Origin of the sequence: Acrocarpospora macrocephala, assembly GCF_009687865.1 — a bacterium.
Taxonomy (GTDB): domain Bacteria; phylum Actinomycetota; class Actinomycetes; order Streptosporangiales; family Streptosporangiaceae; genus Acrocarpospora; species Acrocarpospora macrocephala.
In genome coordinates this window covers 1-22,776 of record NZ_BLAE01000030.1, presented here as the reverse complement: position 1 = coordinate 22,776, position 22,776 = coordinate 1, and the positions used below count along the sequence as shown (strand labels likewise).

Annotated in this window: 24 protein-coding genes and 1 pseudogene; 12 read left to right on the top strand and 13 right to left on the bottom strand. The window is 70.8% G+C overall.

Going from position 1 to position 22,776, the window contains the following annotated elements; translation table 11 throughout:
• Window positions 1-16: 16 nt before the first annotated feature.
• The 5 genes from Amac_RS25115 to Amac_RS57405 form a co-directional block, all read right to left on the bottom strand.
• Complete coding sequence (locus Amac_RS25115; protein ID WP_246268688.1) at window positions 17-403, bottom strand: Tn3 family transposase; 387 nt, start codon at window positions 401-403, stop codon at window positions 17-19.
• Window positions 376-696, bottom strand: a complete 321-nt coding sequence (locus tag Amac_RS25110) for a DUF4158 domain-containing protein (protein ID WP_170322634.1) — start codon at window positions 694-696, stop codon at window positions 376-378. The genes Amac_RS25115 and Amac_RS25110 overlap by 28 nt, the downstream gene beginning before the upstream one ends.
• Window positions 697-1,387: 691 nt before the next feature.
• Window positions 1,388-2,572 carry an erythromycin esterase family protein gene (locus Amac_RS25105; RefSeq protein WP_155356850.1) on the bottom strand — a complete coding sequence of 395 codons (1,185 nt, stop codon included), beginning with the start codon at window positions 2,570-2,572 and terminating at the stop codon, window positions 1,388-1,390.
• Window positions 2,573-2,847: 275 nt separating this feature from the next.
• Window positions 2,848-3,327: a nitroreductase/quinone reductase family protein gene (locus Amac_RS25100; protein WP_155356849.1), complete on the bottom strand. Its 480-nt coding sequence runs from the start codon at window positions 3,325-3,327 to the stop codon at window positions 2,848-2,850.
• Window positions 3,328-3,369: 42 nt separating this feature from the next.
• Window positions 3,370-3,504, bottom strand: a complete 135-nt coding sequence (locus tag Amac_RS57405) for a hypothetical protein (RefSeq protein ID WP_281356340.1) — start codon at window positions 3,502-3,504, stop codon at window positions 3,370-3,372.
• A gap of 89 nt (window positions 3,505-3,593) precedes the next feature.
• Between Amac_RS57405 and Amac_RS25090 the strand changes: the two genes are divergently transcribed.
• Window positions 3,594-4,121, top strand: coding sequence for a MarR family winged helix-turn-helix transcriptional regulator (locus Amac_RS25090; protein WP_170322633.1), 528 nt, complete (start codon window positions 3,594-3,596; stop codon window positions 4,119-4,121).
• Between the two features lie 32 nt (window positions 4,122-4,153).
• Here Amac_RS25090 and Amac_RS25085 read toward each other — a convergent pair whose 3' ends face one another.
• Together Amac_RS25085 and Amac_RS25080 are read right to left on the bottom strand one after the other, a co-directional pair.
• On the bottom strand, window positions 4,154-4,486 hold the full coding sequence (locus tag Amac_RS25085) for a winged helix-turn-helix domain-containing protein (protein WP_155356847.1): 333 nt from the start codon (window positions 4,484-4,486) through the stop codon (window positions 4,154-4,156).
• Complete coding sequence (locus Amac_RS25080; protein ID WP_155356846.1) at window positions 4,483-4,920, bottom strand: hypothetical protein; 438 nt, start codon at window positions 4,918-4,920, stop codon at window positions 4,483-4,485. Before Amac_RS25080 ends, Amac_RS25085 begins: the two co-directional genes overlap by 4 nt.
• A 269-nt stretch (window positions 4,921-5,189) precedes the next feature.
• Between Amac_RS25080 and Amac_RS25075 the strand changes: the two genes are divergently transcribed.
• From Amac_RS25075 to Amac_RS25055, 5 genes are all read left to right on the top strand, one after another.
• Window positions 5,190-6,527: an extracellular solute-binding protein gene (locus Amac_RS25075; protein ID WP_218041268.1), complete on the top strand. Its 1,338-nt coding sequence runs from the start codon at window positions 5,190-5,192 to the stop codon at window positions 6,525-6,527.
• A 4-nt stretch (window positions 6,528-6,531) separates the two neighbouring features.
• On the top strand, window positions 6,532-7,476 hold the full coding sequence (locus tag Amac_RS25070) for a carbohydrate ABC transporter permease (protein ID WP_155356844.1): 945 nt from the start codon (window positions 6,532-6,534) through the stop codon (window positions 7,474-7,476).
• On the top strand, window positions 7,473-8,309 hold the full coding sequence (locus tag Amac_RS25065; RefSeq protein ID WP_218041267.1) for a carbohydrate ABC transporter permease: 837 nt from the start codon (window positions 7,473-7,475) through the stop codon (window positions 8,307-8,309). Before Amac_RS25070 ends, Amac_RS25065 begins: the two co-directional genes overlap by 4 nt.
• A gap of 210 nt (window positions 8,310-8,519) precedes the next feature.
• The gene (locus Amac_RS25060) at window positions 8,520-11,633 is read left to right on the top strand and encodes an SGNH/GDSL hydrolase family protein (protein WP_155356843.1); all 3,114 of its coding nucleotides are present in this window, start codon (window positions 8,520-8,522) and stop codon (window positions 11,631-11,633) included.
• A 232-nt stretch (window positions 11,634-11,865) separates the two neighbouring features.
• Window positions 11,866-12,903: a zinc-dependent alcohol dehydrogenase family protein gene (locus tag Amac_RS25055; RefSeq protein WP_155356842.1), complete on the top strand. Its 1,038-nt coding sequence runs from the start codon at window positions 11,866-11,868 to the stop codon at window positions 12,901-12,903.
• On the opposite strand, the gene Amac_RS25050 is transcribed toward Amac_RS25055, so the two are convergent.
• Entirely contained in the window at window positions 12,890-14,335 is a 1,446-nt protein-coding gene (locus tag Amac_RS25050) for an FAD-dependent monooxygenase (protein WP_155356841.1), read from the bottom strand. The two genes, Amac_RS25055 and Amac_RS25050, sit on opposite strands and share 14 nt — an antisense overlap.
• A gap of 51 nt (window positions 14,336-14,386) precedes the next feature.
• Between Amac_RS25050 and Amac_RS25045 the strand changes: the two genes are divergently transcribed.
• Together Amac_RS25045 and Amac_RS25040 are read left to right on the top strand one after the other, a co-directional pair.
• Window positions 14,387-14,590, top strand: coding sequence for a helix-turn-helix domain-containing protein (locus Amac_RS25045; RefSeq protein WP_155356840.1), 204 nt, complete (start codon window positions 14,387-14,389; stop codon window positions 14,588-14,590).
• 8 nt (window positions 14,591-14,598) lie between these two features.
• Window positions 14,599-15,072, top strand: coding sequence for a Clp protease N-terminal domain-containing protein (locus Amac_RS25040; protein WP_155356839.1), 474 nt, complete (start codon window positions 14,599-14,601; stop codon window positions 15,070-15,072).
• Here Amac_RS25040 and Amac_RS25035 read toward each other — a convergent pair.
• Window positions 15,065-16,750, bottom strand: a complete 1,686-nt coding sequence (locus tag Amac_RS25035; RefSeq protein WP_155356838.1) for a hypothetical protein — start codon at window positions 16,748-16,750, stop codon at window positions 15,065-15,067. The two genes, Amac_RS25040 and Amac_RS25035, sit on opposite strands and share 8 nt — an antisense overlap.
• A 484-nt stretch (window positions 16,751-17,234) precedes the next feature.
• Window positions 17,235-17,339: pseudogene (locus Amac_RS58020) on the bottom strand (LuxR C-terminal-related transcriptional regulator); the annotation flags it as partial.
• Window positions 17,340-17,455: 116 nt separating this feature from the next.
• Here Amac_RS58020 and Amac_RS25025 point away from each other — a divergent pair.
• Both Amac_RS25025 and Amac_RS25020 read left to right on the top strand, forming a co-directional pair.
• Window positions 17,456-18,505, top strand: coding sequence for a questin oxidase family protein (locus Amac_RS25025; protein WP_218041266.1), 1,050 nt, complete (start codon window positions 17,456-17,458; stop codon window positions 18,503-18,505).
• The gene (locus tag Amac_RS25020) at window positions 18,502-19,008 is read left to right on the top strand and encodes an oligopeptide/dipeptide ABC transporter ATP-binding protein (protein ID WP_155356837.1); all 507 of its coding nucleotides are present in this window, start codon (window positions 18,502-18,504) and stop codon (window positions 19,006-19,008) included. The genes Amac_RS25025 and Amac_RS25020 overlap by 4 nt, the downstream gene beginning before the upstream one ends.
• Here the strand turns inward: Amac_RS25020 and Amac_RS25015 are convergent.
• The 3 genes from Amac_RS25015 to Amac_RS56385 all read right to left on the bottom strand — a co-directional run bounded on the left by Amac_RS25015 (window position 19,005) and on the right by Amac_RS56385 (window position 21,266).
• A complete protein-coding gene (locus tag Amac_RS25015) occupies window positions 19,005-19,883 on the bottom strand; it encodes a DNA-3-methyladenine glycosylase family protein (protein WP_155356836.1) in 879 nt (292 codons plus the stop codon). The genes Amac_RS25020 and Amac_RS25015 overlap by 4 nt on opposite strands.
• Window positions 19,884-20,024: 141 nt before the next feature.
• Window positions 20,025-21,125, bottom strand: coding sequence for a winged helix DNA-binding domain-containing protein (locus Amac_RS25010; RefSeq protein WP_155356835.1), 1,101 nt, complete (start codon window positions 21,123-21,125; stop codon window positions 20,025-20,027).
• 3 nt (window positions 21,126-21,128) lie between these two features.
• Window positions 21,129-21,266, bottom strand: a complete 138-nt coding sequence (locus tag Amac_RS56385) for a mycothiol transferase (protein ID WP_246268675.1) — start codon at window positions 21,264-21,266, stop codon at window positions 21,129-21,131.
• 52 nt (window positions 21,267-21,318) lie between these two features.
• Between Amac_RS56385 and Amac_RS25000 the strand changes: the two genes are divergently transcribed.
• Both Amac_RS25000 and Amac_RS24995 read left to right on the top strand, forming a co-directional pair.
• Window positions 21,319-22,308: a helix-turn-helix transcriptional regulator gene (locus tag Amac_RS25000; RefSeq protein ID WP_155356834.1), complete on the top strand. Its 990-nt coding sequence runs from the start codon at window positions 21,319-21,321 to the stop codon at window positions 22,306-22,308.
• 165 nt (window positions 22,309-22,473) lie between these two features.
• On the top strand, window positions 22,474-22,776 hold a 303-nt coding region (locus Amac_RS24995), incomplete at its 3' end, for an FAD-dependent monooxygenase (RefSeq protein ID WP_174900223.1).

Below are 22,776 nucleotides of genomic sequence, written 5' to 3'. Positions count from 1 at the left end.
CGCCCGCTTCGGCACGTCAGAGCGCCGGTGCGGGCGCGGCGTCGATCGTGCCGTCATGGAAGGGGCGTAGCCCCGCGGCGAGGTCGGCTCGGGAGAAGGCGTAGCGGCCGAGGAAGTTGATGTGGTCGTAGGCGATCGGCGACAGCCGCGCGCACATCTCCTGCGTCGCGGGGAACCCGTCGGCGCGCAGCCGGCTGACGGCAGCGTCCAGGTAGAGGGTGTTCCACCACACCACCGCGTTGAGAGCGAGACCGAGTGCGCCGAGCTGGTCCTCCAGGCCATCGCGGTAGCGCTGGCGCAGCTGGCCGCGGTTGCCGAAGGCGATTTTGCGGGCGAGGCGATCGCGGCCTTCTTGAACGTTGAGCTGGGTGCCGATCATGCGCCGGTAGCCGGTGTCGGAGATGTACTGCAGCAGGTGCAGGGTCTTGAAGATCCGTCCATAGTGGGCCCGGCCACGAACTCCACCACCCCCACCGGCACCGCCGTCGGATCCTCGGTCAAAAACACCCCGAGCATTCGGACCGTGCCCCACTGCACCGCCCACCCCAACCGGGTCTCCGCACGACGCCGGGCCGCGACCCGGACCAGCGCCTGGCGATCCAGACGGAAGAACTCCTCCAGCTCCGCCACCGACGGCTCCCCAAGGAACCGGCCATAGCGGGCCACCTGCTCATCAGACAGAAACTCAAACGGCATGACGGGGAACATAAGACCCCCGACCAGGGCAAACCTGACGCGTCGCCGAACCGCAACGAAGATCCACCAACTACCGCTAATTTCCGTACCTAGCTTCCCCGAAGGCCGAACGAGAACTTTGACCTGGGCACCAAGGAGGGCCGTTTTATGTTGGCGGTCCTGGCCGCGAAGTCAGTGCTCCAGTCCTCCGTCATGCCGCCCATCCTGCTCCACGGGTACGACAATTCGTCGTGCCGCCAGCGGTGTCCGGCAGCAGGCGCTGGCGTGCCCGGCGGCCCGTTTCGTCGCCAGCGCCTGGAGTTGGTACGCCCAGGCGACGACAACTCACCGTGACCGCGAAGGACACAGCTGCGCCGAACAGGCGACAGTTGATTACGCGAGGTCGCCAGTGTGGCACCCGTACTAGGGGGAGCGGGCCGCGGGTGGGGGAGTTGGTGCTGAGCGCGGGGCGGCGGCAGGTGGGTGACGCGCAGGGGTTACTGATGTTCGGGACGGGGATCGGGCAGCCGTTGTCGATCACGGTGTTGACGCGGCGATGCCCTGGTGGATAAAGCGACTCCGTACTCTACTTTGTAAAGGCGGCGGCTTAAGGGCGCCAATTTACCTACAAACACAAAACCCTCAGCAGCGTGAGCGGCTCCGCGTGCAGGAGAGTATCGGCACGCGGCTGGCCGTTGACCCCATGGGTGGCTCAGATTTCGGTGAGGAAGGCGATGGCGTCGATCTGGTCGATAGTGGCCGGGTCGAGGGAGAAGTATGTGTGGTCGCCTGGGACGCGGGGCGTCAGCTTCCGGTCGAGGGTCGCGGCGAGGTGGGCGGGATCGATGACGGTACGGGCGTGGGGGAGGGTCGAGAGGAGTCCTTCGAGGGTGTCGGGATGGGGGGTGTCGGAGCCGCGGGTGCCGAAGGTGGTGGCGGCGTAGGCGTACTGGTCGCCGAGGTGGGTGCCGATGATGGCGCCCGCGCTCCACCACTGGAGCGGCAGGCCGGCGAACTGCAGGTGACTCTTGTCGCGCTGCAGGTGGCGGTTGTGGGCGAAGGCGAGGGTGGGGCCACGACGGGCCTCGCGGCGGACGATGGCGTCGAGGTTGTCGGCCATCATCGCATCGCGCAGGCACATGAGCGTGCCCATGCGGGTGGGCGCGGTGTCGGCCATGCCGGCGTGGTAGCGCAGGAGCCCGGCGGCGGTGCGGGCGTGCAGGTCGGCGCGCCACCAGTCGTCGGGGGAGGTGGCGGCCGTCAGGTGGGGGGCGTGCGAGGTGAGCAGTGCGCGCAGGTCGTCGGCGATCAGGCGCAGTTCCTTGGCCTCGGGGGTGCGGCCGACGGACTGGGTGGGATCCATGAGGGCGGCCGGGTTGGTCCAGCGCTCGTCGGGGCCGAGTAGTTCCTCGAGGGTCTCGCGACTCCAGGCCAGGTCGAGGTGGGCGGCTAGGTAGTCGTGCGGGGCGGTCAGGGCTGGGCGGGGGCTGGCGGGGCCGGATATCTCCAGGGGACCGTCGAAGCCGTAGAAGCGGAGCCGCTCGTGCGGGGGACGCTCCTCGTTGTAGGCGCGCATCCAGCGTAGGAGCTCGCGGTTGGCGGGTGAGGCGCCGAAGCCGTGGCTGAAGCCGCGGTTCATCGCGTTGTCGAGGGTCCCGGTGCCGTCGGTGACGTACGCGTCGGCGGCCAGGGCCAGCAGGCAGTCGCTCTCAATCGTGATCGAGCGGTAGCCCTCGTGTTCGACGAGGTGGCGGAAGAGCTCGTTGCGCAGTTCGAGGAAGGCGTCGACGCCGTGGGTGGGCTCGCCGAGGCCGAGCAGGCGGGTGGCGGGGGACAGGAGCGCGGTGAGAGCGCCGCCGCTGAAGGGACGGGCGGCATCCCGGATCGGGGCTGTCATGCCTTTGACTGTATCGTTGAACCTTTTGTATAAACTTTGGCTGTATTTCCGGCTGTTGACGAGGGCGTACCTTCAAAGTGGGGTTACGGCCAGTCGATCTGGCAGGCGAGTACGGAGATCGCTCCGAGCTTAAAGAAACGCGGCGAGCCGCCGGTCCGGTGTGCCGGAACCGGGTGGCCGCACCACGGCGTCCGGCCCTGGTGGGCCCGGACGCACGCGTGATCGCGGTTGCCTAGCTGACCCAGGGGCCGCAGTCCGGTCTCGGACAACATCACTCACAGGGGGAGTTCCTGGCCGGGTCGGGGCGTCAGGCGGATGATCGGCAGTTCCCGGTCGGTCTTGTCCTGGTAGGAGGCGAAGCGGGGGGCGGCGGTGGTGATCTGCTGCCAGGCCTGTTCGCGTTCGGTCCCGTGGAGCTGCTCGGCGGTCACGGCGATCGTGCGGCCCTCGACCTCGATCCGGACCTGGTCGGGGTGGGCGGCGATGTTGTAGTACCAGGCCGGGTTTCCCGACGCTCCGGCCGCTGAGGCCACGATCAGGTAGCTGCCGTCCGGGCCGGGGAACCAGCCGACCGGTGTGGTGCGTTCGGCGCCGCTTTTGCGGCCGACGGTCGTCATGACCAGGGCGTTGAAGCCCATGAAAGTGCCGCCGCCCTTGCGGCGGATGCGCCTGGCCATCAGCTTGTTCACCCAGCGGAACGCCCGCCCGGAGGGCTGGTGGGTGCCGCGGGTTCCAGCAGGTGTGTCGAAGCTCATGTGAGTCCTTCCGCGATTCACAGGGTCTGATGAAACGAACGGCTACGCGCCGGGCGCCGAATCATGGACGGTGCGCCTGACCTTGACCTCGCGGTCGTGGGTGAACGGCAGGCCTTCCAGGTTGAAGCTCCACGACAGCGTGCGCATGTAGGCGATCTCTTCGTTGCTGAAAGACACGTCCGGACCTCCTTGGTCGTCAGGGCGCATACCGTTAATGACGCGTACTGTACGTGATATTAACTATATGTGGCATGTACCATAGTGTCATGGCCAAAACGGGGCAACCGAGCACGTCCACCGACCCCGCAGCAGGGCTCGGCTGCGCTACCGACACGCAGGGCGCGGGCGACCCGGACCTGGACGTCGCCACCGGACTGGTCCAGCTCACCGCTCTGGTGCAGGGCGTCTACGCCCGCGTCTCCGAACGCCATGACCTGACCCCCGTCCAGGCCAAGCTCCTGTGCGTCCTGCTTGGCGGCCCCCGAGGCATGGCCGACCTCGCGCAGTGCTTCGGTGTGGAGAAGGCGGCGCTCACCGGGCTGATGGACCGGGCGGAGCGGCGCGGGCTCGCCCAGCGATCATCCGTGCCGGGTGATCGGCGCGCCCTGCAGGCAACCCTGACCGACGCCGGCCACCAGGCGGCGACCGCCTTTTACGCCGAGGTGAGCGCGGAGCTCAGCCGTCTCATCGCACCGCTCACGGACAGCGACCGCGAGCGCTTCCGCAGCACGATGGCCGAGATCATCGCACGCTGCAGGACATCACCGTCCGCCTCGGACCGCTGCGTGTCTTGATCCGAGGCGTCGGGGTTGCTGGGAGCAACAGGTCAGTCTGCGTCGTTTGATGTCAGGCCGGCGATCGCCTGGAGGGCGTGGATGTGGCGGCGGTAGGCGGCCTGGCCGTTGGGGGTGAGGGTGAGCCAGGTGCGGGTGCGGCGGGCTACCCTGCCCTTGTGGACGCCGACGTAGCCGGCCTGTTCGAGTAGGGCGACCTGTTTGGACAGCATCGGGTCGGTGATCTCCACGCTATCGCGTACCAGGGCGAACTCGGCGCGGTCGACGTCGGCGAGTGCCGCGACGATGGACAGGCGGACCGCGTGGGTCAGCAGGTCGTCCAGGTCGTGGCGGGGGTGGGTGCGACGGTTTCCCGGCTCGGTCACGGGCGCGGTTCCTTCAGCGCGGCGAACGTCAGCGGCGCGGCGACCACCAGCGCCGCGGGGATCCAGTACTCCGGCCGGCCGTCCAGGCCGGTGAGGGTGCCGAACCCGGCCGCGGCGCACCACAGCAGCCAGGTCCCCCAGGCGTAGGGGTAGGCGCCCCAGCGGGGTGGTGGCGGCGTGCGGGCGAGCACGGGCAGCCGGCGGTACCACAGGGTGATCGCGGCGAACGGCAGGATCGTGGTGGCCAGGGCCAGCACGTTCTTCAGCACGATGGGCTCGACCAAGCCGATCACGAGCAGCGCCACGCTGTTGCCCGCCGCGCACACCACCAGATACAGCCGCATGGTGTACGCGCGTGCGCGCACACGACGAGACAGCCGGTCGGTGTGTTCGAGGGCGTCACGTGCCTGCTCAGGTGACATCTCTTCTGCCATGTCTCCAGAATGGAACATGGTTGCCGAATTGGCAAGTGGTTGTCTGTTCGGCATGTGCCACCGCGGCACAGGAGAGCCGGGTGCAGGCGAAACGGGTCGCGCCGATCGGCCATGGCCTGATTGCAACGCCGCGGTCACGAGTCGGTTGCAAGAGCTTCCCCGCGCTTGACGAGTTCGGAAAGTTTCCTTACTTTCAAGATTCGTTAGGAAACTTTCTTTCCTAATGTTGAATGTTCTTCACCCAGCACCACCGCGCGCAGGAGGCCCCCGTGCATCGAACCGTTCTCGCCGTGGCCGCGCTGGCCGCGCTGGCCGTCTCCACCGCCTGTACGGCCGGCACCGACGCCCCCACCCTCGGCTCCCAGCCCAAACCGTCCGGATCGGCGTCCCTCCCGGCGGCCACCATCGAACTGTGGCACGGCTTCGCGGCCGACTCGGAGGTCAAGGCGTTCACCGACGCCATCGCCGGGTTCAACAAGAAGTTCCCGCAGATCAGCGTGAAGATGGTCAAGGGCGTACAGGACGAGCACATCACCCAGGCGGTCCGCGGCGGCAACGCGCCGGACGTGGCGTCCTCCTTCACCACCGACAACGTGGCGCAGTGGTGCCGCAGCGGGGTCTTCCAGGACCTCACCCAGGTGATCAAGCAGGACGGCATCGACCTGTCGGTGCTGCCGGCGGCGGCCCGCGCCTACACCGAGTTCGAGGGCAAACGCTGCACCATGCCGCTGCTGGCCGACGCGTACGGCCTCTACTACAACAAGGCTCTGATGAAGGGCAACGAGCCGCCCAGGACGCTGTCGGAGCTGACCAGGCTGGCCAAGGAGCTCACCGTCCGGGACCCGGACGGCACGATCAAGGTGGCCGGGTTCATCCCGAGCACCCAGTACTACGAGAACTCCCTCTCCCACCTCGGCCCGATGGTCGGCGCCACCTGGTACAACCCCGACGGCACCTCGGCGATCGGCTCCGACCCCGCCTGGAAGCAGCTGCTGACCTGGCAGAAGGAGCTCCTCGACTGGTACGGCTACGCCAACCTGGAGACCTTCCGCAAGTCCCTGGGCGACGAGTGGGGCGCCGAGCACCCGTTCTTCCAGGGCAAGGTCGCCATGGTCCTGGACGGCGAGTGGCGGAACGCCATGATCGCCGCCGACGAGGACGCCAAGTCCATGGACTACGGCACCGCCCCGCTCCCGGTCGCCGACGCCAAGCCCGACCTGTACGGCTCCGGCTTCACCGCGGGCACCGTGATCGGCGTGCCCAGAGGCGCCAAGAACCCGCAGGCCGCCTGGGAACTGGTGAAATACCTGACCACCGACACCGACGGCCTGGTCACCCTCTCCAACGCGCTGCGCAACGTGCCGACCACCAAGGCGGCGATGGAGTCCCCGGCGCTGGCCAAGGACGCCAACTTCGCCACCTTCCTGCAGATCTTCGAGCACCCGAAGACGACCACCCTGCCGTCCAACGTCAACAGCGTCTTCAACCAGGAGGCGTTCTCCACCTTCGTGCTCGAATGGGAGGCGGGCCGGGTCAAGGACCTGGACGCGGGCCTGGCCAAGGTCGACAAGGAGATCAACGACAAGCTCAAGCTGTCCGGGGGCTGAGGGGATGAGCCTCACCCGCACGGCGCCGCGGTGGCGGCGCCGTGAGGGCCTGCGCGCCCTCCTCTGGCTGTCGCCGTGGCTGACCGGTTTCGCGGTGTTCTTCCTCTATCCGCTGCTGGCCACGGTCTACTTCTCCTTCCACCGGTACGACCTGTTCACGCTGGAGTTCATCGGCCTGGACAACTACCGGTACCTGCTGCGCGATCCGCGCGCCCTGGTCGCGATCCAGAACACGCTCTGGCTGGTGGTCTTCATGGTCCCGGTCCAGCTGGTCTTCGCGCTGGGGCTGGCCCAGCTGGTCACCCGGCTGAAGGCGGGCGCCGGGTTCTTCCGAACCGTCTTCTATCTCCCCTCGCTGGTGCCGCTGGTGGCCGGGACGGTCTCCTTCGTCTTCCTGCTCAACCCGGCCACCGGGCCGCTCAACCAGGCGCTGCGGCTGATCGGCGTCTCCGGTCCTGACTGGTTCGGCGACCCGGCCTGGTCCAAGCCGAGCCTGACCCTGCTGGGCATGTGGGGGATCGGCAACGTCATGGTGATCTTCCTGGCCGCTCTGCTGGACGTGCCCCGGCACCTGTACGAGGCGGCCGAGATCGACGGCGCGGGCGCGTGGCGGTGCTTCCGCAGCATCACGCTGCCGCTGATCTCGCCGGTGCTGATGTTCTCCGCGGTCACGGGGGTGATCTACGCCCTGCAGTACTTCACCCAGGCGATGATCGCCGCCCGGGTGGCCTCCGGCAGCACGGACTCCCCTGGGACCACCTTCGTCCCCGGCTACCCGGAGATGTCCACGCTCACCCTGCCGCAGTGGCTCTTCTACGCGGGCTTCCGGGACTACTCCATGGGCTACGCCTGCGTGCTCGCGCTGCTGCTGTTCGCCGCGTCCATGGCGTTCACGCTGGTCCTGCTGCGCCGTTTCCGCGGCCTGGACGAGGAAGGGGGCCTGCGGTGAGGGGCACGCGCCGCCGCAGGGCGCTGTACTGGATCGCCACCCACGCGCTGGCCCTGGCGCTGGCGGCGATGTTCCTGGGCCCGCTGGTGTTCGTCGGGCTGACCGCGCTGATGACCGACCAGCAGGCGCTGACCAGCCAGCTCTGGCCGCACAGCTGGAACTGGGACAACTTCGCCGAGGTGTTCGAACGCTCGCCGCTGCTGCGCTGGCTGGGCAACACCCTGCTGTACGCGGTGCTCGGCACCGCCGCCATGCTGCTGTCGTCGATCCCGGTGGCGTACGCGCTGGCCCGGTTCCGCTTTCCCGGGCGGCGGGTGGCCTTCCTGCTGGTCATCACGATGATGATGTTGCCGCCGCAGGTGGTCGCCGTGCCCGTCTACCTGATCTGGGCCAGGGCCGGGCTGACCGGCACGCTGTGGCCGCTGATCCTGCCGATGCTGCTCGGCGACGCCTTCTCGATCTTCCTGCTCCGGCAGTTCCTGCTGACCATCCCCAAGGAGTACGTCGAGGCGGCCCGCGTGGACGGCTGCTCGGACCTGCGCACGCTGCTCCGGGTGATCCTGCCGATGGCCCGCCCCGCGGTCGCCGCAGTGGCCCTGTTCCAGTTCTTCTACTGCTGGAACGACTACTACGGACCCCTCCTGTACGCCTCGACGAATCTCGACAATTGGACCTTGTCTCTCGGGCTGGCGTCGTTCAAGGCGCTGCACAGCGTCCAGTGGAATCTCACCATGGCGGCCACCCTGCTGGTCATGGCGCCGGTCATCATCGTGTTCTTCCTCGCCCAGCGGGTTTTCATCGAGGGCGTCACCTTGACCGGAGTGAAGGGCTGAGGGGCCCGGCTGCATGGCGGCACGCTCGATCTGAGCGCACGCCCCCAAGCCGCCCGGGTGGGGCCACTGCAATTCGTCATAACCACCCGCGAGTGTTAATAGGCGATTCACCTCGATCTTGTGTGGGTTGGAGATGATCTTCCCGCGAATGCGGAGGTGTGCGTGAATACGCGAAGAACGACTGGCCGTGTGGCTTTGACCATGTCCATCGTGGTGGCTCTGTTACTGGGCCTGACGCCGCCGGCGACAGCGGCGGCGGGGCCGCGGTTCGCCGTGCCGAGTGGCTCCGTCGGGAATTTCTCCGTGGTTGTGGCGGAGGAGTCCGTCACCCTGGAGCTGGACGCGTCCGGCTTCGACCGGGACCAGATGCGCGAGTTTCTCCAGGAGACGCAGAGCCGTAACCCGCGCCTCAGCGACACCATTCGCGAGGACTTCGAGGAGCATACGAACGGCATGCCGGGGGGCGGCGAGGACCCCGACGACTGGCCCGACTTCGACGGGCAACTGTCGATCACGGATACCGGCATCGCGATACGCGTCGACTCCGATCAGCCGCTCACGAACGCCTCGTTTTGGGCCAACATTCTGGCCGCGGCCGCGGGCGTGCTGACCGGGCTGGTGCTGCGGTCCATCTGTATCGGCTTCGCCCCCGAGGCGGCCGTGATGTGTGTCGTCATCGGCAACTTCTTCGGCGGCATGACGCGGGGGATCATCATCCAGGCCATCGACGGCACCCTCAAGGACGGCAAGGCGTGGGCCGAGACGCTCGCCCAGTCGCTCCTCCTGGCCGCAGGGGGGGCCGCCTGGGAGGGCGGCGTCAGCCGCTGGTCCAAGGAGGTGCTGCCCGGTCACATCGACCGACTGGGGCAGGCGCTCGTCCGGCTGGGTGACCGGCTGTCCGCCGGGTGGACAACCTTCAAGGAGGGCTGCGCGACCGCGGGCGAGTTCCTCCGGGAGGTCGGCAGGAACCTCGCCGACGCGGTCTCACGGGTCAGGGCTCGGAGCGCGCTGCGGGTGATGCCGGCGGGTGACTCGATCACCTATGGCGTCGGCAGCTCCGACGGCAACGGATACCGGGACGGGCTGTGGGACAGGCTGCGCGAGGTCAGTTCCGGCCTGGACTTCGTGGGCTCGAACAGCTCGGGCAGCATGATGGACGACGACCACAACGGATATCCGGGCCGGGAGATCGACCAGATCGCCGGACCCGCGGGCCGCGACGCTGCCAACATGCGCCCGAACGTCGTGACGCTCATGGCGGGGACGAACGACATCCAGCGCGGCGTGGACGTGTCGAACGCCCCCGCGCGCCTGGGCCGCCTGATCGATCAGGTGCGCGAGGGCTCGCCGGAGGTGGCGATCGCCGTGGCGACGCTGGTGCCGGTGGTGGGCGACGCGCCGGCGCAGGCCCGGCGCAACGCGTACAACACGGAGGTCCGCGCGTTGGTCGAGAGGTACCAGGACCGGGGGCAGAAGGTCATGCTCGCGGAGATGGGGCCCATGACCGACGACATGATGTTCGACCGGCTGCACCCCAACGACATCGGGTACGCCTTCATAGCCCGGGAGTTCGCGGAGACGACGGAAGCCATGATGTCCCGCGGCTGGGTAGAGGAGCCGCAGGGCGGGGTCACCGATCCGAACGTCGGCGGCCCCGACGACAGCTTCTGCCCGACCGTGGGCGGCGGCTGGGTCGACCGCGGCAAGATCGCCACGGGTGGGGTGTCCCGTGTCAGCGGTGCGGTACGGTTCGCGGACATCGACGGCAACGGCCTGACCGACTACCTGCTCCTCAAGGACAACGGCGCGGTCGACGCGTGGACCAAGATCACCGGTGGCTGGGACCGCCGCGGCCAGATCGCCCCGGGTACGGGCAATCCCGGGTCGAAGGTGCGCTTCGCCGACCTCGACGGCGACCACGACGACGACTACCTGGTCGTGCACGACAACGGATCGGTCGACGCCTGGCGCAACGACGGCGTCTACGTCCTCGGCCCTAGCGGATGGCACCCGTGGGGCCAGATCGCCGAGGGTACCGGTAATCCCGGGTCGAAGGTGCGCTTCGCGGACATCGACGGCGACCTGGACGACGACTACCTGGTGATGCACGACAACGGCGCGGTCGACGCGTGGCGCAACGACGACGTCGACATGGACGGCGGCGAGGGCTGGAAGTCACTGGGTCAGATCGCCGAGGGCACCGGTAATCCTGGGTCGAAGGTGCGCTTCGCGGACATCGACGGCGACAAGGACGCCGACTATCTGGTCGTGCACGACAACGGCGCGGTCGACTTCTGGCGCAACGACGACGTCGCCGAGGTGGGCGGCGAGGGCTGGAAGTCACGGGGCCAGATCGCCAAGGGCACCGCGTTGGGCGGCGGGTCCAAGGTGCAGTTCGCCGACGTCGACACCGACCGGGACGCCGACTACCTCGTGATCGGCGAACGCGGCGAGGTCAGCCTCTGGCAGAACAACGACGTCGCCGAGGTGGGCGGCAGCGGCTGGGCCGAGAAGGGCCTGCACGTCCGGGACCTCAACGTCTCCGGGACGGTGCGCTTCGCGGACCTCGACGGCGACAAGGACGCCGACTACCTCGTCGTCGGCCCGGGGGGCGTCGTCGACGCGTGGCGCAACGACAACGTCGACAAGGTGGGCGGCAAAGGGTGGTCCCAGCTCGGCAGGATCGCCAAGGGCGTCTCGATGTCCTCATCGGAACGGGTGGCCTTCGCCGACTTCGACGGTGACGGAGACGACGACTACCTCGTCGTGACCGGTGCCGGTGTGGTGCGGGCCTGGCGCAACGACGACGTCTTCGCCAACGGCGGCAGCGCCTGGAAGGAGGTGGGCACGATCGCGCGCGGCACGCCGAACCAGGGCGAGATCCAGTTCGCCGACCTCGACGGTGACGGAGACGACGACTACCTCGTCGTGGCGTCGGACCACTCGGTCACCGCGTGGCGCAACGACGGCACGAACGCCCCGGGAGGGGGCGGATGGGCGTCCAAGGGCCAAATCGCCAAGCCGGCGGCGAGCGTCAACGAGAAGACGATGTTCGCGAACCTCACCTGCGACCGCTGGGCGGACTACGTGCTCCGGGATCCCACCCGGAGCAACATGTTGACCGGCTGGACGAACCTGGACGGGTTCGCGAACCGCTGGGCCGCGCCGAAGAAGGTCGCCTGGGGGGTGGCCGTCGGTTACGAGGCCGAGATCCAGCTGGCCGACCTCTCCGGTGACGGCCTTGACGACTACCTGATCGTCGACCCGCGCTCGGGAGCCACGGAGGCGTGGCTGAACGCGGGCGGCAACCAGGCCGCCCTGTAGTAGGTGGCCCGGCGGGGACGGTTGCCTGCGGGCACCCGTCCCCGCCGGTGCTTCGGCGTGCGGCCCCTGATCGAGCTGAATGGGCGAGGAGATGCGCGCCGACGGCCAGACAGGTACTGCCGTTACCTGGAATGGCAGTGACTCCCGCCGGTTGGCGAAAGAACGTTTGCTGGAGTTCCCGGACGCCCAGCGTCCGGGCCGGAGCATTTCGACATTATTCAGCTGGAGAGATATGCGAGCGACGTTCATGTACGGGGCCGGTGACGTGCGGGTCGAGGAGGTCCCCGATCCGGTGCTCCAGGAGCCGACCGATGCGCTGGTGCGGGTCGTGCGCGCCTGTGTCTGCGGTTCGGATCTGCACCCGTACCACTCCATGCCCGCCACGGCCGAAGGCCGCCCGATGGGCCACGAGTTCGTCGGGGTGGTCGAGGGTGTCGGCTCCCAGGTCGCCACGCTGCGCCGGGGCGACTTCGTGATCGCCCCGTTCGCCTGGTCGGACGGCACCTGCGAGTTCTGCCGGGAGGGTTTGCAGACCTCCTGCACGCACGGCGGTTTCTGGGCCACGGGCGGGATCGGCGGGGGCCAGGCCGAGGGCGTGCGCGTTCCGCTGGCCGACGGGACGCTCGTCAAGGTCCCGGTGGCCGAGGACTCGGCGCTGCTGCCGGGGCTGCTGACCCTCTCGGATGTGTACGGGACGGGGTACCACGCCGCCAGACGCGCCAACGTCGGCCCGGGTGACACCGTCGTCGTGATCGGCGACGGGGCGGTCGGCCTGCTGGCCGTGCTGTCGGCCAGGCAACTGGGCGCCGAGCGGATCGTCTTGATGGGCCGCCACAAGGACCGTACCGACCTGGGCCGGGAGTTCGGCGCGACCGACGTGGTCGCCGAACGCGGCCAGGAGGGTATCGCCAAGGTGCGCGAGCTCACCGGCGGCCACGGCGCCGCCAAGGTGCTGGAGGCGGTGGGGCACATGCCCGCCTACGAGCAGGCCGTCGGCATCGTGCGTCCCGGCGGTGTGATCTCCCGGGTCGGGGTGCCGCAGTATGACGACGCGCCGGTCGGGTTTCCCAGCCTGTTCGGGCCGAACATCACCTTGACCGGTGGCCCTGCCCCCGTCCGCGCCTACATCGAGGAACTGCTGCCGGGCGTGCTGGAGGGCGCCGTCCAGCCGGGCAAGGTCTTCGACCTCACCATCGACCTCGACGAAGTCCCCGGCGGATACCGCGCCATGGACCGGCGCGAAGCGCTCAAGGTCCTCATCCGGCCTTAACCGGGGTGAACCACGTCTCGATCGCCTCGGTGAGCCCGTCGGCGCCCGCCCAGGCCACGTAGCCGTCCGGGCGGATCAGCAGGGCGTCGGTCGGAAGGGCGTGGCAGCGGGCCCGGACCACGTCGATCCAGGTGCTGTCGATCCGGGGGACGGGATCGCCGCCCAGGTCGAGCAGGACGGGGCGGCCATGGCGCAGGAGTTCGGCCACGCGCTGGTCACCGGTGCCGGTGGTCAGGCGGAGGTCGGGGACCGGGCGGCCGACCAGGGGGTGGTCCGCCGTGCCGTACGGCGGGTCGGAGCCCTGGAGCAGGTCGGCGAGGTGGCGCAGCGGCTGGTCGTAGGCGAAGACCTCGGTGAGCAGTGTTCGCAGGGCGGCGCCCTCCTCGCCGTCCAGGCGGTCGAGGGCCGCTTGGGCGCGGGTCTGCATGAGGGCGCGTTCGGCGACGGGGCGGCGTTCGGAGTCGTAGGTGTCCAGCAGGCCGTCCGGCCCTCGGGCGCGCAGCCGGGCGGAGAGTTTCCAGCCGAGGTTGGCCGCGTCCATCATGCCGACGTTGAGCGCCGAGCCGCCCGCGGGGAACAGGTGGGCGGCGTCGCCGGCCACGAACACCCGGTCGGCCCGGTAGCGTTCGGCGAGGCGTGCCTGGGAGACCGTGCTCGACAGCCAGATCGGCTCGCCCAGCGGCAGGTCCCCGCCGAGCACCCTGGCGACGGCCGCCTGGAACTCCGGCAGCGTGACCGGGCCCGCCGTGCGGGTCCCCTTCTCCCGTACGCCCACGATGTGGACGCCGGGCTGGAGCGAGGTGAGCAGCAGGCGCCCGCCCCGGGTGCGGTTCCAGCCCGGCTGCAGCCCGGCGACCTGCGCGTGGTCGAAGACGCCGGTCTCGGTGCCGGTGGTGAAGTGCCCCAGCCGCAGCACCTCGTCGTCGGTCGTGCCGGGGAAGCCGATCCCGGCCAGCTCCCGGACCCGGCTGTGCCCGCCGTCGCAGCCCACCGCGTAGCGGGCGTGCAGCCGGAATCCCTCGCCTTCGAGCCGCACCCCGGTCTCGTCCTGGGCGAGCCCGGTCAGCTCGTGGCCCCACCGGATCCGCACGCCCAGCTCGGCCGCGCGCTCGGCCAGCAGCCGCTCCAGCCGCGGCTGCTGGATCATCAGCATGCGCAGCGGGATGTCCTGCACCCCGGCGAAGCGCAGCGGAACCGAGCCGAAGGGGAACCCCGGCGGGGTGCCGAAGAAGGGACTGCCGGCGCTCAGGCGCTCCAGCAGCCCGCGGTGGTCCAGCAGCTCGACGATCTGCCCGCCCAGCCCGTTGGCCTTGGGCGCGTCGCCCGGCTCCGTCCGCTTGTCGAGTACGACCGGCAGGACGCCGGTCAGGCTCAGCTCGCATGCCAGCAGGAGCCCCACCGGGCCCGCACCTATGATCACCACATCGTCCATGCCTGTCAGGCTAGATTGACAAAGAAAGCGCTGTCAATCTAGCCTGACAGCGTGGAACTGGAAGAACTGTCCGAACGAATCAGGTCGAACGACCCCGCGGTGGGGCTGCGCGCGGTGGGTGCCCTGCAGCGGCTGGCCGAACAGGTCGAGGCCGTCTCGGTGGCGCTGGCCAGGGAGCAGGGGTGGACCTGGGAGCAGATCGGCGACGCGCTCGGCATGTCACGGCAGTCCGTGCACGCCAAATACGGGAAGTGAGGATCGCGATGTTCGGCTCGGAGAAAAGCCCGTTCGCCGTGGCCGTCAAGGCGGCGGCCGAGGAGGCCAGGCAGCTCGGCGACCGGCGCATCGGCACCGAGCACCTCCTGCTCGGCCTGCTGCGCGACCCCGGCGCCGCCAGCGCCCGCGCGCTCGGCGTGGACCTGTCCACCGTGCGCGCCGCGCTGGCCGAACTGGACGCGCGGGCACTGCGCGCGATCGGGCTGGCGGTCGGCCAGGCGCCGCGGTCCAGGCCGCGCCGGCATCCGCCGATCGCGGCCACCGCGCTCACCAGCGGCGCCAGAGCCGCCGTCAATCAGGCGATCAAAACCACCACGCGCAAGAACAGGGCCACTCAGGCGCCCGTGCAGCTCCTGCTCGCGCTGCTGGCCGAACGGCGGCCCGACCCGGTGGCCGAGCTGATCGACCACCTGGGCGTGGACCGCGCCGCCGTGCAGACCCGGATCGGGAGCATCACATGAGGAGTGCGGTTCGCTCGTGCTCGAACCGCGCGTGAATGCGGCTCCACCCCAGGAGCGAGTCCCGCAAGGCGGCGGTGCCGGTTGAGCGGCCATGAGCGCGGGCCAGGCAGGCGACGGCCCAGTCGTTCTCCCCGGTTGTCTCGGCCGCGACGGCCAGCCAGTGGCCCGCGTCGGGCAGATCGGCCAGTACGGCCAGTTCAGCCGTGGCGGCGCGCGCGTAGGCGGCGGCCCAGCCGGTCGCGGTGAAGGCCCGGGAGACCAGCGCCGGCGCGTTCTCGACCGCGCCCGTGTGTACGGCGACGCGGGCGTCCACGAAGGTGGCGAAGACCATGGGGTCGAGCGCGCCCACGGTCTGTCCGGCACGGGAACGCCAGAGGCGGTACGCGCTCCGGTCCCCCCGCAGGCCGTGGGCGAGCGCGACGGCCGAGGCGGCGGGGGACAGCCAGGCGGCGATCGGAGCGGCGGAGCGCTGCCAGGCGTGCCACATGGGCTCGGCGTGTTCCACCGCCTCCTCGAAGCGCCCGACCAGGACCAGCGGCGGGATCAGCTTGCTCGCGGCGCGGTACGGATGGGCGCCGAGCAGGTCGTCGCGGGCGATCCGCTCGGCTGTGGCCAGGGCCGCGGACAGGTCGCCGGTGGCGAGGGCGCAGAGCCAGGCGTTGTGGAAGGAGTCCAGGATCTCCGCCGCCGAGGCGGGGTGGCGGCGGTCCATCAGGTCGATCTGCGCCAGCCGTTCCCCGGCCACCAGGTGCGCCTGGCGGAAGCGGCCCGCGCGCATCGCCAGCGTGCCGGAGGCGTCCAGGGCGGCGCTGAGCAGCACGGGGTCGCCGGTGGCGCGGGCCGCCGCGACAGCCGTTTCGGCCAGGGCGGGGTCGGGGGTGGGGCACCAGGCGGTGGCGGCGGCCAGGTGAGCGGCCACCACGGGGTCGCGGGAGCCGTTCGCGGCGGCCTGGTCCAGCAACTCCCGCAAGCGAGCGCTGGGAACGGGCTCGGGAAAGCCCGAGGTGAACCTGCCAGCCGTGAGGACGGCTTGGGCGAGGGCCAGCGTGTGGGCGTCGGGGTCGCCCGCGGCCCGCGCGTGCGTGGCGGAGTCCAGGAGCAGGTCGAACGCGCCGCCGGCCGGTCCCACCGCGAAGACGGCCTGGGCCGCGGTGCGCAGGTCCGCGGCGGCGGCCGAGGCGGTCGGGGCACGGCGGGCCGCCTCCTGGAAGACGTCGGGCGAGCATGCGGCGACCTGGCGGGCGGCGTCCAGGTCGAACGCGCCGGCGAACACGGCCAGCCGGGGAAAGAGCGCCCGCTCGTCGTCCCCGAGCAGGTCGTGGCTCCAGCCGAGCACCGCGCGCAGGGAACGGTGGCGCTCGTCGGGGTGGCGGCTGCCCACCAGCAGCCGGAGCATGTCGTCCAGCGCGGCCAGCAGGCCGCCGGCTCCCAGCGAGGGCCCGCGGGCGGCGGCCAGCTCGATGGCGAGCGGCATGCCGTCCAGGCGGGCGCAGATCTCGGCGACGATCGCCGGTTCGGCCGTGAAGGCGGGATCGACGGCGGCGGCCCGAGCCCGGAACAGCGCCTCCGCGTCGGAGGCCAGCGGCAACGGCGCGATCGGCACGACCCGCTCGCCGGGCAGGCCGAGCCGCTCGCGGCTGGTGGCCAGGACGGTGACCTCCGGGCACCGGGACAGCACCCGGTCGGCGAAGGCGGCCGCGCCGTCGAGACACGTGCTCGCAGTTGTCCAGGACCAGGAGCAGGCGCGCCCGGCCGAGCGCGCCCAGCACGGCGTCCTCCAGCGGCTGCCCCGGCGACTCGCTCACGCCGAGAACCCTCGCCACGGCCCCGGCCACCTGGCCGTCGCGGACCGGGACGAGGTCGGCGAAGGCCGCCCCCAGCGGCAGGCCCGGCGCGGCGGCCGCGGCGACGGTCGCGGCCAACCTGGTCTTCCCGACCCCGCCGGGACCGGCCAGGGTCACCAGCCGCCCGGCCCGCAGCATGGCCAGGACGGCGTCGCGTTCGTGGGCTCGCCCGACGAAGCCGGTGCGCCAGGCGGGCGCGCCGGTGAGCCGGCCCGCGGCCGCCGGGGCCTGGGTCACCGGGGGCTGGTTCGCCTGCCTGGCGATGGCGGCCAGCGCCCGGCGGTCGGCCACGCCGTATTTGCGGAGCAGGGCGGAGACGTGGTTCTCGACCGTGCGTACCGAGATGTGCAGGCGGCCGGCGATCTGGAGGTTCGACAGGTGCGCGTCCAGCAGGGCCAGGACCTCTGCTTCGCGCGGCGACACCGACTCCAGGCTCACCCGACATATCTGACCACAAATGAGTGGTCAGCACGGATGCCCCCTGCGGAGGGTCCAGAGCATGCTGATCGCCAGGACGGACAGGGATGAGGTGATCACCGGTGGCCGGTGGAATCCTGAACGAGGCGTACGAGCGCTTCCACCGCACGGGACCGGAGTGGGGGGAGGACCAGCTGACCAACCACGGCCCGATGGCGGTGGAGGTGCTGGTTCGCCGCGGTCACGCCGATCGGGTGGACGGCTGGGTGGCGGGCTATCTCCGGCGGCTCGACGAGCTGCCGGGCCGTACGGGCGAGATCGGCGAGGCGAACTGGGCGGAGGCGCTCGGCGACGGGCGGCGGGTCGGCGACTGGGCCGCCTTCTTCGCCCGGCGGCTGGCCGAGGAGCCGTGGCGGCGGGTGCTGGCCGTCTGGTGGGCGCGCCTGCTGCCCGGCGTGCTGGCCGGCACCACCCACGGGGTGATCAGGGTGGGGCATGTGGTGCGGGCGCTCCTGGCCGGGGCGGAGAGCCCGGCCACGCTGACCGAGCTGGCGCACGGGCTGGCCTTCTGGGCGGCCAGGTCGCGGGCCGTGCCGATGGCGGGTGACCCCGGCGGCGCGCTCGACCCGCACCTGGCGATGGACGCGCTGCCCCGCGTGCCCGAGCAGGTCGGCAATGTGGCCAGCCGGCTCGGCCAGCTGTCCGGGCTGCCCGGCTGGGAGGCGACGGTGACCGGGTTGCGGCCCGCCGCCACGCCGGAGGAGATCCGGACCCGGCTGGCGGATCTGGTGGCCGCGGCCACGCTGCGATACCTCAGCCATGGGCACGGTTCGCCCGTCCTGCTGGTGCACACCGCGACGGCGCCCAACGCGGTGCTGCACGCCCTGCCCGCGCTCCCGCAGGAGCTGTGGGCGCCCAGCCTGACGGCGATCTGGACCACCACGGCCGCGATCTTCTCCGGGTACGCGCCGCCGGAGCCCGCCCCGGCGGAGACGCTGCCCGCCGCGCCGTCCGGCTCCGACCCGGTCGCCGACGTGCTGGACCGGGCCGTCGCGCACGGCGACGAGCACGTCATCAAGTTCACCGACACCGCGGCCGAGGTCTACACCCGCACCGGCCACCCGGGCGCGCTGGCCGCGTCCTTGCACGCGGCCGCCCTCATCGGCCCTTGAACGAGGGAGCCGCCGGGCCGCTCGGGGGGAGAGAGGCCCGGCCGCTGGAGCCCAAGCTCCTGGTCGCGGACGAGCCGACCTCGGCGCTCGACCTGTCGACCCGCTCGGAGATCCTCAACCTGCTGCTGCGGCTCCAGGAGGACGCCGGCCAGGCGATGATCCTCATCTCGCACGACGTCACGACGATCAAGCACCTGTCGCACCGCGTGGCCGTGATGTATCTCGGCCGCGTGGTCGAAGAGGGAACCGTCGGCGACCTGATCAGCGAGCCCCGGCACCCCTACACCCAGGCGCTGCTGTCCGCGGTGCCGGAGCCGGACCCGATGACCCCGCGCCGCGGCACCCGCATCGTGCTGACCGGTGATCCGCCGAGCCCGATCGACCTGCCATCCGGCTGCCGCTTCCGCACCCGCTGCCCGATCGCGACAACGGAGTGCGCGATCACCGACCCGCCGCTGGTCCCGATCGGCGAGCAGCACGTCGTGCCCTGCATCCGCGCCTAATCCATGACGCCATAGGCGGACGCCCGGAACAGGAAGGAGGCCCAGGACCGGTAGGGCCGCCACGCTTCGGCCAGCTTCCGGTAGGCGGCCGGTGGCGCGTCCTCCGGCAGGCCGTACGCCTCGCGCAGGATCGCGAACAGGCGCGGCTCGTCGCCGGGAAACGCATCCGGCGCGCCCGCGCCGCGGATCAGGATCAGCCCCGCGGAGAACGGCCCCACGCCGGCCAGCGTCCGCAGCTCGGCCAGGGCCTCCTCCGGACCGGCCGAGCGCAGGTGCTCGGTGGTGAGCACCCCGTCCAGCGCCGCCCGCGCCAGCCCGCGCAGCCACTCCTCCTTCTGCGCGGGCAGGCCGAGACCACCGGCCTCCAGCAGCGTCACCGGCGGCGGGAAGGCCGCGCACTCCCGCCCGTCCACGGTGACCCTCGCCCCGTGCCGCTCCGCGATGCGCTGCTTGAGCCGCGAGGCGATGAGCATCGACGAGCGCTGCACGATCACCGCCCAGCACGCCGCCTCCCACGGACTCCAGAAACACACCGGCCGCAGGCCCGGCCTCGCACGCTGCAGATCACCGATCACAGGATCGGCCTCACCAAGCTCACCGAACCCCGTACCGTCCACATCAAGGGACAGAATTCGCGCCACCTCGCCCCGGATCCCCGCCCCCGCGGCCCGCGTCGTGGCAACCGCCACTCCACCTGGCGCGGGCGTCACGCTCACACCGATCGGCAGCCAGTCAGACTCCGCACAGTACGCGAACCGCAACACCCGCCCATCAGAGGGCAGCGCACTGGTAGCCGGCCAGTCCTCCACAAAGCGCAACGAGGCCCCGAAATCGAACGGACCCTTGGCGATGATCGTAAATCCGTGCGTGGTCATGCGCGTATGGTAGGGGCCCGCACAGAGCGTTGATGACGTGCGATTGCTGGAGCTCTTCGTCGCCCTGGTCGACCTGGTGCCGACTGCCAGTCACCCTGCCGGTTCGCCTGGCCGATCCCGTGCAGCTCGCGGGTGGGTCGCTCAGGGGGGAGACGCGGTGATCTGTACGCGTTGGCTGTCGTTGTCGGAGAGGAAGGACGCCAGCGCCTGGCCCTGCTCGGCTACGGTGGTGCGGTCGGTTCGAGAGAAGCGGCGTAGCGGGGTGACGATCACGGTGTCGGCCTTGACGGTCCAGGTCGCGGCGACCCGGCCGTCGACCAGGACGACGCGAGCGCCGGCGACCGAGAGGCCGCGGTGGGCGGTGTCGATGATGCGGCTGCGGTCGTGGTAGCCGAGGAGGGCGTTGTCGAACGCCGGTAGGAACCGTACCGGGGCGGGTGTGTCGGGGTCGGGGCGTGGCGCGTGGGGGAGGTCCAGCAGTTCCCGGCCTCTTTCGTCGCGGAAGGTGACCAGCTCCTCGCGTATCGCGGCCACCGCGGCCGGCAGTCCGGCGAGGCCGCACCAGGCGCGCAGGTCGGCCGTGGCGGCGGGGCCGTACGCGGCCAGATAGCGGCGTACCAGCGTTTCGCCGACCGGATCGGAGCCCTCCGGGGCCGGCGGGTCGATCTCGCGGCCCAGCCAGGAGGAGAGCGGGACGTTGCGCACTCCCGCCCTCGTGCGCCACAGCCCGCGCGGCGGCAGCTGCACCATCGGGACGAGGGCGGCGATCAGCATTTCGCCCAGTGGCCGCGGGCCCGGCGCCGGCCAGCGCTCGGCAAGCGCCCGCGCGAGCTCGGTCATCGAACGGGGCTCGTTGTCGGCCATCACCGCCCGGCCTGCCGTCGCGAGCTCGTCGAGATCCACCCCGGCGAGCTCGCGGCGGTAGGTCCCGAGCACCCGTTGGCGCAGCATGAGATCGTGGCGGGCCCGCCAGGCCAGGGCGTCGTCGGCGGTGAGCAGGTGGACGGTGCGGCGCATGAGGTGGGTCCGCACCACGCTCCGCCGGATCAGCAGGTCCGAGAGCACCGCCGGGTCGAACGCGCGCAGCCGTGACCAGAGCCCGACGAACGGTTCCTGCGGTTCCTGCGCTTGCAGGCCGCACAGATGCGCGACGGCGTCGAAGACCGGCACGTCGGCGTGATCGAGCAGCAACTGCCGGGCGAGCGTGGCGCGGTTGAGCGCCCGGGCGTCGAGAACGGTCATCGGTCAGGTTGATTTCTGCCCGTCGAGCGTCTCGCGCAGGATGTCGGCGTGCCCGGCGTGCTGGGCAGTCTCGGCGATGACGTGGCGGTCACGGCGTTCGGGCCTTTCGGGTTGGTGTCGTTGACTGGCACGCGACAACACTCGCAGGAGTAGCGGACAGGGAGTGGCCGCTTCTCAGGGCAATATGGGGATCATGCCGAAGACTTCAGCGCGACTGCTGGCGTTGCTCTCGCTGCTTCAGGCGCGCCGGGACTGGCCGGGGGCGCTGCTGGCCGAGCGGCTGGAGGTCAGCCCGCGCACCGTACGCCGTGATGTCGACCGCCTGCGCGAGCTCGGCTATCCCATCGTGGCCTTCAAGGGGCCCGACGGTGGGTACCGGCTCGACGCCGGCACGGAGCTGCCCCCGTTGCTGTTCGACGACGAGCAGGCCGTCGCGCTGGCCATCGCGCTCCAGATCGCCACCACCGCCGGCGCCGGCATCGAGGAAGCCGCGGCGCGCGCCCTGAACACCGTCCGGCAGGTCATGCCCGCACGGCTGCGCCACCGGATCGACACCCTCCAGGTCACCGCCGTCGAGCGGCCCGTGACGGACCCACCGGTCGACAGCGGCGTGCTCATAGCGCTCAGCGCCGCCGTCCACGCCCGCGAGGTGCTGCGCTTCGACTACGACAACGGCGAGCCGACGCCGCCGCGCCGGGTGCAGCCCCATCACCTCGTCACCTGGGGCGGGCGCTGGTACCTCGTCGCCTGGGACCTCGACCGCGAGGACTGGCGCACCTTCCGCGCCGACCGGATCACCCCGCGCACCCCCACCGGCCCCCGCTTCACCCCGCGCGAGCTGCCCGGAGGTACGGTGGCCACCTTCGTGGCCAGCAGGTTCCGGGGCTCCGACGGCGCCGGCACCTGGCCCTGCCGCGGCGAGGTGATCCTCGACCTGCCCGCCGCCGCCGTGTCCCGCTACATCCGCGACGGAATCGTCGAGGAACTCGGCCCAGACCGCTGCCGGCTCGTCCTGGGCTCGTGGTCCTGGCCCGGCCTGGCCGCCACCATCGGCAGGTTCGACGCCGACATCGAGGTCGTCGGCCCGGCCGAGCTCAAGGACGCCTTCGCACACCTGGCCCGCCGCTACGCCAACGCCGCGGAAGTCGTGATCACGGGGCTGGGAAAGGGTTGGACGGGGTGATGCCCGGGCTTGTAACTTGCAGTTGACCGAGACATCGCCCGAGGAGGTGAGACCCATGAACGCTGTATCGATGTGGGTGCTCCCCCTTCCCGTCACGGTCGGGCGATTGACGTAGGTGTCGCCGGGAGCGCCTCGCCAACAAGGCACTCCCGAAAGGCAACACCTATGAACTTTCCGCAGGTCACCGCCGAGCCGTCGTCGAACGACAGGGTCGAGCGCGACGTCCCCGTGTTCGATGTGATCATTGCCGGGTGCGGGCCGACCGGTGCGATGCTGGCCGCCGAACTGCGGCTGCACGATGTGCGGGTACTCGTTCTGGAGAAGGAAACCGAGCCCGCCTCGTTCGTCCGCATAGTCGGTCTGCATATTCGCAGTCTCGAGCTGATGGCGATGCGCGGACTGCTGGATCGCATTCTCGAACGCGGAAGACGGCGTCCGGTCGGCGGTATCTTCGCCGCCATCCCCAAA

Coding starts and splice junctions, on each gene's coding strand:
- Amac_RS25010 (WP_155356835.1), bottom strand. CDS start 21,125: ATGACCGTTCTCGACGCCCGGGCGCTCAACCGCGCCACGCTCGCCCGG.
- Amac_RS25055 (WP_155356842.1), top strand. CDS start 11,866: ATGCGAGCGACGTTCATGTACGGGGCCGGTGACGTGCGGGTCGAGGAG.
- Amac_RS25040 (WP_155356839.1), top strand. CDS start 14,599: ATGTTCGGCTCGGAGAAAAGCCCGTTCGCCGTGGCCGTCAAGGCGGCG.
- Amac_RS25090 (WP_170322633.1), top strand. CDS start 3,594: ATGGCCAAAACGGGGCAACCGAGCACGTCCACCGACCCCGCAGCAGGG.
- Amac_RS25105 (WP_155356850.1), bottom strand. CDS start 2,572: ATGACAGCCCCGATCCGGGATGCCGCCCGTCCCTTCAGCGGCGGCGCT.
- Amac_RS25000 (WP_155356834.1), top strand. CDS start 21,319: ATGCCGAAGACTTCAGCGCGACTGCTGGCGTTGCTCTCGCTGCTTCAG.
- Amac_RS25015 (WP_155356836.1), bottom strand. CDS start 19,883: ATGACCACGCACGGATTTACGATCATCGCCAAGGGTCCGTTCGATTTC.
- Amac_RS25070 (WP_155356844.1), top strand. CDS start 6,532: ATGAGCCTCACCCGCACGGCGCCGCGGTGGCGGCGCCGTGAGGGCCTG.
- Amac_RS25110 (WP_170322634.1), bottom strand. CDS start 696: ATGCCGTTTGAGTTTCTGTCTGATGAGCAGGTGGCCCGCTATGGCCGG.
- Amac_RS25080 (WP_155356846.1), bottom strand. CDS start 4,920: ATGGCAGAAGAGATGTCACCTGAGCAGGCACGTGACGCCCTCGAACAC.
- Amac_RS25050 (WP_155356841.1), bottom strand. CDS start 14,335: ATGGACGATGTGGTGATCATAGGTGCGGGCCCGGTGGGGCTCCTGCTG.
- Amac_RS25100 (WP_155356849.1), bottom strand. CDS start 3,327: ATGAGCTTCGACACACCTGCTGGAACCCGCGGCACCCACCAGCCCTCC.